Annotated in this window: 14 protein-coding genes and 1 riboswitch; of the genes, 8 read left to right on the top strand and 6 right to left on the bottom strand. The window is 61.9% G+C overall.

What is annotated here, in order from left to right; translation table 11 throughout:
* From K5E80_RS13480 to K5E80_RS13450, 7 genes are all read left to right on the top strand, one after another.
* Entirely contained in the window at nt 1–1,959 is a 1,959-nt protein-coding gene (locus K5E80_RS13480) for a lytic transglycosylase domain-containing protein (protein WP_220636645.1), read from the top strand.
* Complete coding sequence (locus K5E80_RS13475) at nt 1,959–3,281, top strand: multifunctional CCA addition/repair protein (RefSeq protein WP_220636644.1); 1,323 nt, start codon at nt 1,959–1,961, stop codon at nt 3,279–3,281. Before K5E80_RS13480 ends, K5E80_RS13475 begins: the two co-directional genes overlap by 1 nt.
* Before the next feature lie 71 nt (nt 3,282–3,352).
* On the top strand, nt 3,353–4,183 hold the full coding sequence (locus K5E80_RS13470; RefSeq protein WP_220636643.1) for an alpha/beta hydrolase: 831 nt from the start codon (nt 3,353–3,355) through the stop codon (nt 4,181–4,183).
* A complete protein-coding gene (locus K5E80_RS13465; protein WP_220636642.1) occupies nt 4,180–4,512 on the top strand; it encodes a DUF1840 domain-containing protein in 333 nt (110 codons plus the stop codon). Before K5E80_RS13470 ends, K5E80_RS13465 begins: the two co-directional genes overlap by 4 nt.
* A 101-nt stretch (nt 4,513–4,613) precedes the next feature.
* The gene (locus K5E80_RS13460) at nt 4,614–5,063 is read left to right on the top strand and encodes an SET domain-containing protein (protein ID WP_220636641.1); all 450 of its coding nucleotides are present in this window, start codon (nt 4,614–4,616) and stop codon (nt 5,061–5,063) included.
* Nucleotides 5,063–6,157 (top strand): radical SAM protein, encoded by a 1,095-nt coding sequence (locus K5E80_RS13455; protein WP_220636640.1) that lies wholly within the window; start codon nt 5,063–5,065, stop codon nt 6,155–6,157. The genes K5E80_RS13460 and K5E80_RS13455 overlap by 1 nt, the downstream gene beginning before the upstream one ends.
* A 438-nt stretch (nt 6,158–6,595) precedes the next feature.
* Nucleotides 6,596–7,135: a HEPN domain-containing protein gene (locus tag K5E80_RS13450; protein ID WP_220636639.1), complete on the top strand. Its 540-nt coding sequence runs from the start codon at nt 6,596–6,598 to the stop codon at nt 7,133–7,135.
* A 51-nt stretch (nt 7,136–7,186) separates the two neighbouring features.
* Here the strand turns inward: K5E80_RS13450 and K5E80_RS16975 are convergent, their stop codons facing one another.
* From K5E80_RS16975 to gatC, 6 genes are all read right to left on the bottom strand, one after another.
* A complete protein-coding gene (locus K5E80_RS16975) occupies nt 7,187–7,315 on the bottom strand; it encodes a hypothetical protein (protein WP_281420285.1) in 129 nt (42 codons plus the stop codon).
* A gap of 37 nt (nt 7,316–7,352) precedes the next feature.
* Complete coding sequence (metH, locus tag K5E80_RS13445) at nt 7,353–11,027, bottom strand: methionine synthase (protein ID WP_425514542.1); 3,675 nt, start codon at nt 11,025–11,027, stop codon at nt 7,353–7,355.
* A 55-nt stretch (nt 11,028–11,082) separates the two neighbouring features.
* A riboswitch (SAM riboswitch) is annotated at nt 11,083–11,160 on the bottom strand.
* A 46-nt stretch (nt 11,161–11,206) separates the two neighbouring features.
* Nucleotides 11,207–12,646: an Asp-tRNA(Asn)/Glu-tRNA(Gln) amidotransferase subunit GatB gene (gene gatB, locus K5E80_RS13440; RefSeq protein WP_220636638.1), complete on the bottom strand. Its 1,440-nt coding sequence runs from the start codon at nt 12,644–12,646 to the stop codon at nt 11,207–11,209.
* A gap of 2 nt (nt 12,647–12,648) precedes the next feature.
* On the bottom strand, nt 12,649–13,086 hold the full coding sequence (locus tag K5E80_RS13435; RefSeq protein WP_220636637.1) for a MaoC family dehydratase: 438 nt from the start codon (nt 13,084–13,086) through the stop codon (nt 12,649–12,651).
* Between the two features lie 17 nt (nt 13,087–13,103).
* Nucleotides 13,104–14,582 (bottom strand): Asp-tRNA(Asn)/Glu-tRNA(Gln) amidotransferase subunit GatA, encoded by a 1,479-nt coding sequence (gatA, locus tag K5E80_RS13430; protein ID WP_246590986.1) that lies wholly within the window; start codon nt 14,580–14,582, stop codon nt 13,104–13,106.
* A gap of 10 nt (nt 14,583–14,592) precedes the next feature.
* Nucleotides 14,593–14,880: an Asp-tRNA(Asn)/Glu-tRNA(Gln) amidotransferase subunit GatC gene (gatC, locus tag K5E80_RS13425; RefSeq protein ID WP_220636636.1), complete on the bottom strand. Its 288-nt coding sequence runs from the start codon at nt 14,878–14,880 to the stop codon at nt 14,593–14,595.
* A 106-nt stretch (nt 14,881–14,986) separates the two neighbouring features.
* Between gatC and K5E80_RS13420 the strand changes: the two genes are divergently transcribed.
* The gene (locus tag K5E80_RS13420) at nt 14,987–16,030 is read left to right on the top strand and encodes a rod shape-determining protein (RefSeq protein ID WP_220636635.1); all 1,044 of its coding nucleotides are present in this window, start codon (nt 14,987–14,989) and stop codon (nt 16,028–16,030) included.
* Nucleotides 16,031–16,042 lie beyond the last annotated feature (12 nt).

The raw sequence follows: 16,042 nt of genomic DNA, 5'->3' as shown, positions 1-16,042 counted from the left end.
ATGAAACGCCTGCTTTACATTTTGCTGATCGTGCCTGCCATTGCCTGGGCTGTTTCCGGCGATGACAAGTTCCTTGGCGCGCGCGAGGCTTACCGCGTCGGCGCGTCCGAGCGCCTGGCGCAAATGACGCAGGCGCTCAAGGTCGTTCCCGGCGGCCACGATCTGGCGCCGTGGGCCGAATACTGGCAGCTCAGCCTGCAACTCAGCCAGCAAGGCGGCGATGCCGGCGTGGCGGATTTTCTGGCGCGCAACAGCGGCACTTATCTCGCCGAAAAATTGCGCGCCGACTGGCTCAAGGCATTGGGCAAGCGCGGCGCCTGGGCCGATTTCCAGGCCAGCTTCGCGCTGTTGCGCGACGCCGATCAGGAAACCACCTGCTACGCCTGGCAGGCGCGGCTGGCGCTCGATAATGACAACAACGTACTGGAAGCCGCGCGCGAACTGTGGTTCGTCCCGGTCGAGTTGCCTGCGTCATGCCAGCCGCTGCTGGACCGTCTGGTCAGCGATCAACGCCTGCGTGCCGCCGATGTGTGGGCGCGTGTGCGCAGCATGCTGGAACTGGCGAAATATGCCGAGGCACAATCCGCAGCGCGTTATCTGCCGGAGCGGCAGATGCCGGACGGCAAAACCCTGGAACGCATCGTCGCCAGGCCCGCGCGCTACCTCGATCATTTGCCGGGAGACCTGGCCAATAATCGCCAGTCACGCGAAGCGGTGCTGTTCGCGCTGCAGCGCCAGGCGCGCAAGGACGCCGTTGATGCCGCCGCGCGCTGGCGCCGCATCGAAGCGTATTTCGACGCCGACGACCGCGGCTACATGTGGGGGCAGTTGGCCCGTCGCGCCGCGCAAGCGCACCTGAGCCAGGCCCTGGCCTGGTATGACGCGGCGGGCGATGCGCCGCTCTCCGAAGAGCAGATGGCCTGGCGCGTGCGCGCCGCGCTGCGCATCCTGGACTGGCCGGCGGTGTTGCGCGCCATCGAGCGCATGCCGGCAGATCTGGCGGCGCGTCCCGACTGGATTTACTGGCGCGCCCGCGCGCTGGCGGCAACCGGCCGCAAGGAAGACGCGTTCGCGCTCTATCGCACTATCTGCGCCCAGCCCGGCTTTTATGGCCTGCTCGCCGCGGAGGAACTCGGCCTGCCGCTCAACCTGCCGCCACAGGCCGCGAGCGCAACTTCGGCGGAACTGGTCAAGGTCGGCGCCAATCCGGATTTACGCCAGGCGCTGGCGCTGTTCCGGCTCGATCTGCGCGTCGAAGCCGTGCGCGAATGGAACTGGGCCATGCGCGGCATGAGCGACCGCGACCTGCTGGCCGCGTCTGAACTGGCACGCCGCAACGATATCTTCGACCGCGCCATCAGCGCGGCGGAAAAAACGCTGGTCGAACACGATTATTCCCTGCGCTATCTGGCGCCTTACCGCGACGCCATCCTGCCGAGGACGAAGGCGCTCGCGCTTGATGACAGCTGGGTATATGGCCTGATGCGCCAGGAAAGCCGCTTCGTCACCTCGGCCCGCTCCGGCGTCGGCGCGAGCGGCCTGATGCAGGTAATGCCATCGACGGCAAAAATCGTCGCGAGAAAAATCGGCTTGCGCGGCTACCGGCCGGGCCAGGTCAATGACATGGAGACCAACGTCACCCTCGGCACCCACTACCTGAAAATGGTGCTCGACAGCCTCGACAACCATCCCGTGCTGGCCTGTACCGCCTACAACGCCGGGCCGGGCCGGGCCAAACGCTGGCGCGGCGACCAGGCACTGGAAGGCGCCATCTACGCCGAAACCATTCCGTTCACCGAAACCCGCGACTATGTCAAAAAGGTAATGGCCAATTCGGTCTATTACTCGGCCCTGTTCGATGAAAAACCCCAAACCCTGAAATCGCGGCTGGGCGTTATCCAACCGCATACAAGCGCTGACATCGACAAACCCGGTGAAGAAAACGAGGCCCTGCCCTGATGGAAATCTATTCCGTCGGCGGCGCGGTGCGCGACGAACTGCTCGGCCTGCCGGTGCAGGATCGCGACTGGGTGGTGGTCGGCGCCACGCCGGAACAAATGCTGGCGCAGGGCTATCGGCCGGTCGGCAAGGACTTCCCGGTGTTCCTGCATCCACAGACCCATGAGGAATATGCGCTGGCGCGCACCGAGCGCAAGACCGGCCCCGGCTACACGGGTTTCGCCTTCCACACCGCACCCGACGTGACCCTGGAGCAGGATCTGGCGCGGCGCGATCTCACCATCAACGCCATCGCCAGGCATGACAATGGCGAACTCGTCGACCCCTTTGGCGGCCGCCGCGATCTCGCCGCGCGCGTGCTGCGCCATGTCTCGCCGGCGTTCGGCGAAGATCCGGTGCGCATCCTGCGCGTGGCGCGTTTTGCCGCGCGCTTTGCCGATTTCAGCATCGCCGCTGAAACCGCCGAGCTGATGACAAGCATGGTACAGGCCGGCGAAGTCGATCATCTGGTGCCCGAACGCATGTGGCAGGAACTCAGCCGCGGCCTGATGGAAACCGCTCCCTCGCGCATGTTCGAGGTGCTGCGCGGCTGCGGCGCGCTGAAAAAAATCCTGCCCGAACTCGACGCGCTGTGGGGCGTACCACAACGTGCCGACTATCATCCGGAAATCGACACCGGCATTCATGTCATGCTGGTCATCGATATGGCGGCAAAACTCGGCGCCAGCTTGCCGGCGCGGTTTGCCGCGCTGACGCACGATCTCGGCAAGGCCACCACGCCCGCCGACATATTGCCGCGCCACCTTGGCCACGAGCAACGCAGTGCGGCTCTGCTCGGCCCGCTCTGCGAGCGGCTGCGCGTACCGGTCGACTGCCGCGACCTGGCCCTGCTCGTGGCGCGTTTCCATGGCGACATCGGTCGCGTCAGCGATATGCGCGCGGCGACCATCGTCAAACTACTGGAAAGTTGCGATGCCATGCGACGGCCGCAGCGCTTCGAGCAGATTCTGCTCACCTGTGAGGCCGATTACCGCGGCCGCACCGGCTTTGCCGAACGCCGCTTCGAAGCCGTGGAACGCTGGCGCGAACTCGCCGTTGCGGCGCGCAACATCGATGCGGCGGCCATCGCCAAAAGATGCGAAGATGCGGCAAGCATCGCCAGCGCGATCCGCGACGCACGAATTGCGACGGTAAAGACAGCCATCGACCAACGGACATCACGCTTATGTAGTGATTGTTGCACCACTGAGGATGAAAAAACGCAAAGGCAAATTGAACTCCCCCAACCTCCATCCCCGCCAGGAGGCGGGGCTACTAATTAGTTCGCTGCGCTCGATTCACACGGAGCGCGGCGTTTTCCGCCTGCGGCTGCTTTTCGCACTAAATAATCATCTTGACTTCCCGACACAAACAAACAGAACTTGAAATCCTCGTCCACTCGCCGCAGCAAAAGACCTCGCCAACACCGCTGCTGTTTGTCCATGGCGCCTTCACCTCCGCCTGGTGCTGGGGCGAGCGTTACCTGCCGTTTTTTGCCGCAGCGGGCTTCGAGGCCCATGCCGTCTCGCTTTCCGGTCATGGCAACAGCCGCGGCCGCGAACACCTCGACAGCCTGTCGATCGACGACTATGTAAACGACGTGCGCGAAGTCGCCGAGTCGATGCCGGTCGCGCCGGTGCTGATCGGCCATTCGATGGGCGGCTTCGTCGTGCAGAAATATCTGGAACAACATGTGGCGCCCGGCGCGGTGCTGATGTGCTCGGTGCCGCCGCAGGGATTCATGTCCGCCGCCGTCGATATGCTGTTTACGCGGCCGAGCCTGCTGATCGAGCTGAATCGGGTAATGACCGGCTCGGACAACAGCATGGCCTCGCTGCGCGACGCCATGTTTGCGCAGCCGATATCGCATGACGACATGAAACACATATATCGCCACTCCCAGCAGGAATCGCATCGCGCCATCTGGGACATGACGCTGCTCAACCTGCCCAAGGCATCGCGCGTAACGCGCACACCCTTGCTGGTGATCGGCGCGGCGCTCGATCAACTGATGCCACCATCGTCGGTCGAAATGACGGCGCGCACCTACGGCGTAAAGGCCGAGATATTTCCCGGCATGGGCCACGGCCTGATGCTGGAACAGGATTGGCAAAAGCCGGCGGAGCGCATACTGGTCTGGCTCGCGGAGCGCGGCCTGACGGAACAGAAAGGAAAGGTAAAATGATCGTTACTTTCAAATCGCCGGCAGCCGGTGACGTCATCATGTTCGCCGATGTGGCGCATCTCATGATGGAAATCATGGGCAAGGACGCCACGGCAACGGGCATCGTCACCATCGAGCAACTGCCCGCTGCCATCGCGCGGTTGCGCGCGGCCGTCGTCGCCGACAAGGCACGGCGCGCCAACCTTGCCGACGAAGATCCGCCGCACAACGAAGCAACCGAAGACGGGGACAAGCACGACCATGTCAGTCTGGCGCAACGCGCGGTGCCACTGCTGGAACTGCTGGAGTGGTCCTTGAAGAAAAACAAACCCGTTACCTGGGGCGTATGAAAACAGGTACAAGGTACAAGGGGCAAGGTACAAAACCAACCCCCCTTGGTTTTACCTTGAACCTTGCAACTTGAACCTTCTTTTATTGGAGTAGCAGTTTTATGTCGCGCAGCAAGACCAGTTCAAAAATCGAAGTCAGACAATCAGGAATTCATGGCAAGGGCGTGTATGCCACGCGGCGGATCAGGAAAGACAGCGCCATCATCGAATACACCGGCGAGCGCGTCAGCGAGGACGAAGCCAACGAGCGCTACCAGGACAACCCGAGCACCTACCTGTTCATGGTCGATGACGACACCTTTATCGACGGCTTGTCGGGCGGCAATGAGGCCCGCTTCATCAATCATTCCTGCGAGCCGAATTGCGTCGCCTATCTGGAAGACGACCGCGTCGTGATCCATGCGCTGAAAAACATCCAGCCCGGCGTCGAGCTGACCTACGACTATCAATTGACCGACGAGGGCGAGGGGTCCGACGCAACGCCGACCGATTACACCTGCCGCTGCGGCGCGCGCCGCTGCACCGGCACGATGAAGGGCAGGGAAGCATAGTGCCGCTTCTGGAACATATTGAAAAGCTGCGTACGCTTTCCTTCAAAATCGGGGCGTACCGGCCGCCGAGCGAGGGCGGCAGCGCCTCCCTGCTGCTGCGGGTGAGCGAAAATTGTCCGTGGAACCGATGCACCTTTTGCACCATGTACAAGGGGCAGCGCTTCGTCTATCGAACGGTGGAGGAAATCAAGGCCGACATCGACAGCGCTGCCGCGATCCGTGACGAAATCATTGCCGCTTCATGCAAGTTGGGAATGGAAGGCAGGATCAGCCGTGAAGTCGGTGCGGCCCTGCTCGCACAAGGCCGCGATCTCGCAGGGAATTCCAGCTTCATCACGGTTTTCAACTGGCTCGCCTCGGGCGGGAAAACCGCCTTCCTGCAGGATGCCAACAGCCTGATCATGCGGCCGGCCGAGTTCGCGGCAGTGCTGGGACATCTGCGCGAAACCTTGCCCTCGCTGAGCCGGGTAACCACCTATGCCCGTTCCAAAACGCTGGCCCAGCGCAAGCCGGAAGAACTCCGCACGATCCGCGACGCCGGCCTGGATCGGCTGCACATCGGTCTTGAAACGGGGGATGACGAATTGCTGGCCCGCATCTGCAAGGGCGTGACCAGCGCCGAGCAGATCGAAGGCGGCCGCAAGGCCATCGCCGCGGGTTTCCAGGTATCCGAGTACTGGATGCCGGATCTGGGCGGCAAGGAAGGGCGCCGGCAGCACGCCGAGCATACGGCCCGCGTGCTTTCCGCCATCAATCCCCATTACATCCGTTCCCGCCCGCTGCATCCACAGCGGGGCACGCCCCTCTTCGAGGATGTCGCGCAAGGCCGCCTGTGCCTCTCCTCACCGCACGAGCGGCTGGAGGAACTGGCGTGGACGATCGGCAAGCTTGAGGTCACGTCGCGGGTCTGCTTCGACCATATGATGAATGCCTGGGCAGACCGGCGCGGTGGTCTGCTGTTCCGGCAGGATTACGAAGGCTACCAATTCCCGGACGAGAAGCCGCTGGTGATGGAGAGGATCGAGGAGGGATTGGCCGTCGATGAATCGATGCACGGCCAGGTGCGGAAGTTGATGGCCGCGCATTCTCTATGATTATATAAATAGCATAATCAGTCATCCCACGGGGATGAAGCCACCCGAAGCGATGGCTCTTTTTAGTCATCCCAAGGAGATTCCCTTCGGTCATTCCCGCGCAGGCGGGAATCCAGAGGTTTATTGACGTCCGATGGCCGGGACTCGCCCCGGCGGGCGACCCACTTTCCTGATGCACGTCAGGAAAGTGGGCAAAGGAGCGTGCCCCGCCACACCGGCCTCACTGCGTTCGGCTGCCCTCGCTCCAGAAGACTCGCCCGTTCGCGCGGCGCAAGGCCAAGCAGTTGGCCTTGTGAAACCCCGCGCTCACCCCCCGCCTCGCCTTCCTCCGCCCGGCGGCGCAGAGGGGGCTTATCCGTGCTATCGTGGTGCCCATGCCGTGCAGGTACGCTTGTGGAATTTAAATGAAACACAACTCCTTTAAAACTGCATTTCGCCATGTCTAAATCCAAGATCACATTTGAGAGTTCAATTAAGGATGCTGAAGACCTCCTTGGTCACTTTGATTCCATGCCTAAGCCGCCACCTGAGAATGCTGAAGTCCTCAAACGTGCAGGGCTCGTTATGGCACTCACGGCTTGGGAAACTTATGTTGAAGATCGAGTCCGCGAGGAAGTACAGGCCCGACTCAGAGTCGTCAATGGCAGCTATGTAGGAAAGTTCGTTACGGGTCGCCTAGAGGACGAACTCAGAAGATTCCACAATCCCACCTCAGAGAAAACCAAGAAACTCTTTTTCGACTTTCTTGAGGTTGATGTCACTGCAGAATGGGAATGGCAGCACTTCGATCCACCAAAGGTAAGAAAAACCCTGGACGAACTAATTACCAAACGTGGAGATGCAGTGCACCGCTCGAGGCCTGCTACTGCTGGTGCGCCTCCTGCGCCTCATCTGGTGAAACGCGAAGACCTTGAGAAATCAATTCGCTTCTTGAAGGGTCTGGTCGAGGCAACAGACCGTGCGCTGGCCATGCTATAAGAAAGTTAACGAGTTAAAGGGACCAGGCACGAAGCCCCAAAGCTGCCCTGCTCAAGAAAATTCGACTTCGTTCAGCATGAGGAGCGATATCACTTCCACTCCCTCTGCGAGCGGGTAGGCATCGAGCACCGGCGCCACCACATAGGCGCGCGCGGGTTTCGGTGTGGCGCCAGCGAGCATTCAACTGCCTACGCAGACCCTTTGGCGTCTCGCGGCTCTATAGCAACGGCGCCAGCCAACGCTCCGCCTCGGCCACGCTGTATCCGCTGCGCTTGGCCCAGTCTTCGAGCTGGTCGCGGCCGATCTTGCTGATGGCGAAGTAATGCGCCTCGGGGTGGGCGAGGTAGAAGCCCGCCACCGCCGCAGCGGGCGACATGGCGAAGTTTTCGGTGATGGCCATGCCGGCATTGCCGGGGGCATCGAGCAGGCGGAACAGGTCGGCCTTTGCGGTGTGGTCGGGACAGGCCGGATAGCCCGGCGCGGGACGGATACCGCGATACTTCTCGGCAACCAAGTCTTCGTTGCTTAAATATTCGTCGCTGGCATAGCCCCAGTATTCGCGGCGTACGCGCTGGTGCAGCCATTCGGCGCAGGCTTCGGCGAGCCGGTCGGCGAGCGACTTCAACATGATGGCGCGATAGTCGTCGTGCGCGGCTTCGAACTCGGCGAGTTTCTTTTCGATGCCAAGCCCCGCTGTCACGGCAAAAGCGCCGGCGTAATCATCGATGCCCTTCGGTGCGACGAAATCGGCAAGGCATTCGTGCGGCTTGCCTGCGGGCCGTTCGTGCTGCTGGCGCAGGCCATGCCAGGTGGCTGCTGCAACGCCGCGCGTCTCATCGGCATAGAGCTCGATGTCGTCGCCCACGGCATTGGCCGGAAACAGGCCAAACACTGCGTTCGCCGTGAGCCACTTTTCCTGCACGACCTTGTCGAGCATGGCTTTGGCATCGTTGAACACGTTGCGCGCCGCCTCCCCGACCACGGCGTCGTCGAGAATTTTCGGATACGAGCCGGTCAGATCCCAGGTCTGGAAGAATGGGCTCCAGTCGATGTAGGGCAATAGCGTCGCGAGATCGATTTGCTTCAACACGATAAGGCCGAGTTTTGCCGGCTTGACTGGCTTGTACTCATGCTTGCCGCGATTCGCGCGCGCCGCTTCCAGCGGCACCAGCGTCACCCCCTTCTTGTTGGCGTGCAGGCTGCGCACCTTTGCGTAATCGGCGGCGACTTCCTTGATGAAGTCGGCGCACAAATCTTCAGAGAGCAGGCGCGTCACCACGCCGACCGCGCGCGAGGCATCGGGCACATACACCACCGGCCCGCTGTAATTCGGTGCGATCTTGATCGCGGTATGGGCGCGGCTGGTGGTCGCGCCGCCGATCAGCAGCGGTACCGCGTCCTTGCCGGCGCCAAAGCCGACGCGTTCCAGTTCGGCGGCGAAATGCGCCATCTCCTCGAGCGAGGGCGTAATCAGACCCGACAGCCCGATGGCCTGCGCACCATGTTCCTTCGCCGCATGCAGTATCTTGTCCGCCGGCACCATGACGCCGAGATCGACCACGTCGTAGCCGTTGCAGCCCAACACCACGCCGACGATGTTCTTGCCGATGTCATGGACGTCGCCTTTGACCGTCGCCATGACGATCTTGCCCTTCGAAGCCGAGCCGGTGCGCAGCTTCTCCGCCTCGATATAGGGAATCAGGTGCGCCACGGCCTGCTTCATCACCCGCGCCGACTTCACCACCTGCGGCAGGAACATCTTGCCCGCGCCGAACAGATCGCCGACCACGTTCATGCCCGCCATCAGCGGCCCTTCGATCACCGCGAGCGGTGGCTTGCCGGCAGCGGTCAGCGCCGCGCGGCATTCCTCGGTATCGGCCACGACGAAATCGGTGATGCCCTTGACCATTGCATATTCGAGCCGCTTGTCGACGCTCCATTCGCGCCAGGCCAGATCCTGTACTTGTTCCTTCGCCGCACCCTTCACGGTCTGCGCGAATTCAACCAGCGCTTCACCGGCGCCTGGAGTGCGGTTGAGTACAACATCCTCTACTTTCTGCTTCAACACCGGATCGAGGTCGTCATAGACGCCCAACTGGCCGGCATTGACGATGCCCATGGTGAGTCCGGCCCTGATCGCGTGATAAAGGAACACGGTGTGGATCGCCTCGCGCACCGCGTCGTTGCCGCGAAACGAGAACGACACATTCGACACGCCGCCGCTGGTGTGAGCGTGCGGCAGGTTGGCCTTGATCCACTTTACCGCCTCGATGAAATCGACGGCATAGTTGTCGTACTCGGGGATGCCGGTGGCGATGGCGAAGATGTTGGCGTCGAAGATGATGTCCTCGGCGGGGAAGCCGTCCGCCACGAGCAGATCGTAGGCGCGCTTGCAGATCGAATTCTTGCGCTCGCGCGTGTCGGCCTGGCCCTGTTCGTCGAAGGCCATGACGATCACCGCCGCGCCGTAACGCCGCGCCAGCCGCGCCTGTTCGAGGAACTTCGCCTCGCCTTCCTTCATCGAAATGGAATTGACGATGCCCTTGCCCTGGATGCACTTCAAGCCCGCTTCGATCACCTCCCACTTCGAGGAATCGAGCATGATCGGCACGCGTGAAATGTCCGGCTCGGAACCGATCAGGTTGAGGAAGCGCACCATCGCCACCTGCGAGTCGAGCATCGCCTCGTCCATGTTGATGTCGATCACCTGCGCACCGGCCTCGACCTGCGCTCTTGCCACGGCGAGCGCAGCGTCGAAGCGGCCTTCGAGGATCATGCGCGCGAAGGCCTTGGAGCCGGTGACGTTGGTGCGCTCGCCGACATTGACGAACAGCGTATCGGCGCCGACGTTGAACGGTTCCAGCCCCGACAGGCGCAATTGCGGAGCGGGCTGCGACGGCACGCGCGGCTTGATGTCCCGCACCGCCTCGGCGATGGCCTTGATGTGGGCCGGCGCGGTGCCGCAACAGCCGCCCGCGATGTTGATGAAGCCGTGCCGAGCCCAGTCCGCGATTTCCGCGGCGAGTTGTTGCGGCGTCTCGTCGTAGCCGCCGAAGGCATTGGGCAAGCCGGCGTTGGGGTGCGCCGAGATGAAGCAATCACAAACGCGTGAAAGCTCTTCGACATACTGGCGCAGATCCTTCGCGCCCAGCGCGCAGTTGAGGCCGAATGACAATGGCCTGGAATGGCGCAGCGAGTTCCAGAACGCCTCGGCGGTCTGTCCCGACAGCGTACGGCCCGAGGCATCGGTGATGGTGCCAGAGATCATGATCGGCCAGCGCCGTCCCGCTGCGTCGAAGAACTTCTCGATGCCGAACAGCGCCGCCTTGGCATTCAGCGTATCGAACACGGTCTCGACCAGCAGGATGTCGGCGCCGCCCTCGGTGAGGCCGCGCGCGGCTTCGACATAGTTGTCGACAAGTTGATCGAAGCTCACGTTGCGAAAGCCGGGGTCGTTCACATCGGGCGAGAGCGAGGCCGTGCGCGAAGTCGGGCCCAGCACGCCGGCGACGAAGCGCGGCTTGTCCGGCGTCGAGTATTCGTCCGCGGCCTGGCGCGCCAGCCGCGCACCGGCGACGTTCAATTCGTAGGCCAGCGCCTCAAGTCCGTACTCGGCCTGCGAAATGCGCGTCGCATTGAAGGTGTTGGTCTCGATGATGTCGGCGCCGGCCGCGAGATATTGCTCATGGATGCCGCCGATCACGTCGGGCCGCGTCAGCAGCAGCAGGTCGTTGTTGCCCTTCACGTCCTTGCCATGATCTTTGAGCCGCGTGCCGCGATAGTCGGCTTCCTTGAGGTTGTGCTGCTGCACCATGGTGCCCATCGCCCCGTCGAGTATGAGCAGGCGCTGGCATAAAAGGTTGGCTAGTTCGGCACTACGGTCTGGCTGCATGATTGATCCCGAAATTCCAAAAATAAAACCCGTTCGGCGTATTAACGAACGGGTTTGGAAATTCAACTCGCCCGCTTTAGCCGCATTTATTGCGCGCCCGCAAGCTGAGTCTCAAATCGGCGCGATGGAGCGAAGATACGTAAGGTGGGCCGTATTGTCAATAAAGCGCCAGTCCCGGGTCAGCAAGAAAGCTTCTTGCGCAACAAATCGTTCACCTGCTGCGGATTGGCCTTGCCCCTGGTCGCCTTCATGGCCTGACCGACCAGGGCGTTGAAGGCCTTGTCCTTGCCGGCGCGGAATTCCTCGACAGATTTCTGATTGGCGGCCAGCACTTCGTCGATGATTTTTTCTATGGCGCCGCTGTCGGTAATCTGTTTCAGCCCCTTCGCGGCGATGATCGCATCGGCGTCCTTGCCCTCACCCGACCACAGCGCATCGAACACGTCGCGCGCGATTTTGTTGGAGATGGTGTTGTCGGCGATGCGTTTGATGACGCTGGCCAATTGCGTCGCGGAAACCGGCGCAGCGGCGATCGACAATTCTTCCCTGTTGAGCCGCGCGGCAATCTCGCCCATGACCCAGTTGGCGCAGAGCTTGGCGTTGTCCTTGCCCGCGTCCGTAATGACATCTTCAAAATATCTTGCCGTTTCAAGTGTTGCGGTAAGCGTGGCCGCATCGTAGGCGGAAAGGCCGTAGCTGCTCTCGAAGCGCGATGTCATAGCAACCGGCAACTCTGGCATGCCCGACTTTACTTCCTCGATCCACTCCGGCTTGATCTCCAGTGGCAGCAAATCCGGATCGGGAAAATAACGGTAGTCATGCGCGTCTTCCTTGCTGCGCATGGCGCGCGTTTCGCCCGTGTCGGGGTCGAACAGCACCGTGGCCTGCTGGATCTGGCGGCCTTCCTCGATTTCGTTGATCTGCCACTGGATCTCGTAGTCGATCGCCTGCTGCATGAACTTGAAGCTGTTCAGGTTCTTGATTTCGCGCCGCGTGCCGAGCGGCCCGCCGGGACGCCGCACCGAAACGTTGGCGTCGCAGCGGAAGCTGCCTTCCTGCATGTTGCCGTCGCAGATACCGATCCATTGCACCAGGGCATGCAGCGCCTTGGCGTAGGCCACCGCCTCGGCGGCAGAACGCATGTCGGGCTCGGTGACGATTTCCAGCAACGGGGTACCGGCGCGGTTGAGGTCAATGCCGCTCTTGCCGTGGAAATCCTCGTGCAGTGACTTGCCCGCGTCCTCTTCGAGATGGGCACGGGTCAGATGAATGAATTTTTCCTGCTCACCGGCATGAATGGCAAGCCCGCCACCCGAAACCACGGGGATTTCATACTGGCTGATCTGGTAGCCCTTGGGCAGGTCGGGGTAGAAATAATTCTTGCGCGCGAAAATCGAGCGCGGCGCAATCCCGGCGCCGATGGCGAGCCCGAACTTGATGGCGCAGACCACCGCTTCGCGGTTGAGCACCGGCAGCACCCCGGGCAGGGCGAGATCGACGGCGCAGGCCTGCGCATTGGGCGCGGCGCCAAAGGCGGTCGCCGCGCCGGAAAAAATTTTCGACTGCGTTTGCAACTGGGCGTGGGTTTCCAGCCCGATCACGACTTCCCACTGGCTCATTTTCACGCTTTCATTCTCGATGACGTCACCATGACAGTGGCCTCGCCGTCAGCGACGACCTTGCCGAGAACCGTGCATACGGTATCAAGGACGACTCTGCATTTTTCGGGTATCACTTCGCGCACGGTGACGGTCGCCGTGACGGTCTGCTCGATGCGTACCGGCGCAATGAAGCGGATGTTCTGCGAAATGTAGACGGTGCCGGGCCCGGGCAGCTTGTTGCCAAGCACCGCCGAGATGAAACCGGCGGTCAGCATGCCGTGGGCGACGCGGCCGCCGAAGATCGTGGTGGCGGCAAATTCCTCGTTGAGGTGGATGGCGTTGATGTCGCCTGACACACCGGCGAACAGCAGGATGTCGGCCTCGGTCACGGTCTTGCCGAAACTGGCCGACATGCCGGGTTGCAGGTCTTCGATATCGTAACCGCCTAATGGATTCATTCCGATTTTCTCTTGCGTCAAAAATTATTCGGCATGCGCAGATGCCAATCGGTCTGTTGCTGGTAGCGATGCGCGACGTTCAGCATCTTCGCTTCGCCAAACCAGTCGCCGATCAGCTGCAAACCCACTGGCATATTACCGGAGCCGAAGCCGCAGGGCAGCGACATGCCGGGCAGGCCGGCGAGATTGGTGGAGATGGTGTAAATGTCGGAGAGATACATCTGCACCGGATCGGCGCTCTTCTCGCCGAAGTTGAAGGCGACCGAGGGCGAGGCCGGGCTGGCGATCACATCGCACCGTTTGAACGCCGCGGCAAAGTCATTGGCGATGAGGCGGCGGATTTTTTGCGCCTGCAGATAGTAGGCGTCGTAGTAGCCGTGCGACAGCACATAGGTGCCGATCAGGATGCGGCGCTTCACTTCGGCGCCGAAGCCTTCGGCGCGGCTCTTGCTGTACATGTCGATCAGGTCGGCATATCCGGCGGCACGATGGCCGTAACGCACGCCATCGAAGCGGGACAGGTTGGAGCTGGCTTCGGCCGGCGCGATCACATAATAGGCCGGCACCGAGAGACCCGAGTTCGGCAGGCTGACGTCGACGGTGACGGCGCCGAGCTTGCGGTATTCGTCGAGCGCGGTCTCCACGGCAACGCGCACGTCATCATCCATGCCGGCACCGAAAAATTCCCTGGGCAGGCCAATGCGCAGGCCTTCGAGCGGCTGGTCCAGGTCGCGCGTGTAATCCTCGGTCTCGCGTTGCAGCGAAGTCGAGTCGCGTGTGTCGAAACCGGCCATGACATTCAGCAGCAGTGCGCAATCTTCGGAGCTCTTTGCCATCGGCCCGCCCTGATCGAGCGAGGAAGCGAAGGCGATCATGCCGTAGCGGCTGACCACGCCGTAGGTCGGCTTGAGGCCGGTGAGGCCGCACAGGCTGGCGGGCTGGCGGATCGACCCGCCAGTGTCGGTACCGGTCGCGGCCGGCGCCAGACGCGCCGCAATCGCTGCCGCTGAACCGCCCGAGGAACCGCCGGGGACGCGATTCATGTCCCAGGGATTTTTCACCAGGCCGAAATACGAAGTTTCGTTTGACGAGCCCATCGCAAACTCATCCATGTTGCATTTACCCAGCGTTACCGCGCCGGCCTGCTTGAATTTCTCGACCACCGTCGCATCGTAGGGCGAAACGAAATTTGCCAGCATTTTCGAGCCGCAACTGGTCAGCCAGCCCTCAGTGCAGAAGATGTCCTTGTGCGCGAGTGGCACGCCGAGCAACGCGCCGCATTGTTCACGCGGACCCTTGGCGCGGCGCGCATCGGCGTCCCGTGCCATGGCCAGCGTGCGATCGCCATCGGTGGTGATGAAGGCATTCAGCGCGGGATTGTGCTGCTCGATGCGATCGAGAAACAGCGTCGCCAGTTCCACGGCGGAAATCCGCTTTTGCTCCAGCGCGACCGACAGGGTGCGCAAACTGGCGTTGATGAACTCTTCACTCCTCACTCCGCACTCCTCACTCGATGACCTTTGGAACCAGATACAGGCCTGCCTCTACTTCGGGCGCTACCGACTGGAATGCGCTGCGCCGATCCGGCTCGGTTACCTTGTCCTCGCGCAGGCGTTGCACCACATCGACCGCATGCGCCATGGGTATAATGCCATCGGTATTGACAGACTGGAGTTGCTCGATGAAACCAAGGATCCCGTTCAGTTGGGCGCGGGTGGTTTCAAGTTCAGCCGGTGACAGCTCGATGCGGGCCAGCCGGGCAATGCGGGCGACCTCTTCCGGATTCAGGGACATGCGGGGAATTGGGCTAAATTGACAGCGCTTTAGGGTATCATAAGCCATTATTAACCACGCAGCCCGTTTACCCCTTGCGGGTGCGCCATTACTGACAAGAGACCCCATGTTCAGCTTTCTCCGTGCTTATTTTTCCAACGATCTGGCCATTGATCTGGGTACCGCCAACACGCTGATCTACATGCGCGGCAAGGGCGTGGTGCTCGACGAACCATCGGTGGTCGCCATCCGTATCGAAGGCGGCCCCAACGCCAAGAAAACCATCCAGGCGGTCGGCAAGGAAGCCAAAAACATGATCGGTCGCAACCCGAAGGAAATCTCGGTGATCCGGCCGCTCAAGGATGGCGTGATCGCCGACTTCACCGTCACCGAGCAGATGTTGAAGCAGTTCATCAAGCGCGTGCATGAGTCACGCCTGTTCTCGCCCTCGCCCCGCATCATCATTTGCGTGCCCTCGGGCTCGACTCAGGTGGAACGTCGCGCGATCCGCGAATCGGCCCTGGGCGCCGGCGCCTCGCAGGTCTATCTGATCGAGGAACCGATGGCCGCAGCCATCGGCGCGGGCCTGCCGGTCTCCGACGCCACCGGCTCGATGGTGGTCGACATCGGCGGCGGCACCACCGAAGTCGGCGTCATCTCGCTGGGCGGCATGGTCTACGCCTGTTCCGTGCGCGTCGGCGGCGACAAGTTCGACGATTCCATCATTTCCTACATCAGCCGCAACTACGGCATGCAGATCGGCGACAACACCGCCGAGAACATCAAGATGAACATCGGCTCGGCCTTCCCCGGCGCCGAAGTCAAGGAAATGGAAGTCTCCGGCATCAACCGCGCCGAAGGCATTCCGCGCAAGTTCACAATTTCTTCCAACGAAGTCCTTGAAGCCCTCTCTGAACCGCTCAACCAGGTGGTCAAAGCCGTCAAGGATGCCCTCGAAAAGACGCCGCCCGAACTCGGCTCCGATATCGCCGAGCGCGGTCTGGTACTGACCGGCGGCGGCGCGCTGCTGCACGATCTGGACCGCCTGCTGACCGAGGAAACCGGCCTGCCGGTGATCGTCGCCGACGACCCGCTGACCTGCGTGGTGCGCGGCTCCGGCATGGCGCTGGAAAAGATGGACAAACTGGGCAGTATTTTCGCAAACGAATAAACCCCCTGCGTG

The sequence above is a fragment of the Georgfuchsia toluolica genome (assembly GCF_907163265.1).
Classification (GTDB): Bacteria; Pseudomonadota; Gammaproteobacteria; order Burkholderiales; family Rhodocyclaceae; genus Georgfuchsia; species Georgfuchsia toluolica.
The sequence above is the reverse complement of the archived record's forward strand: the minus strand, read 5'-3'. Positions and strand labels throughout refer to the sequence as shown.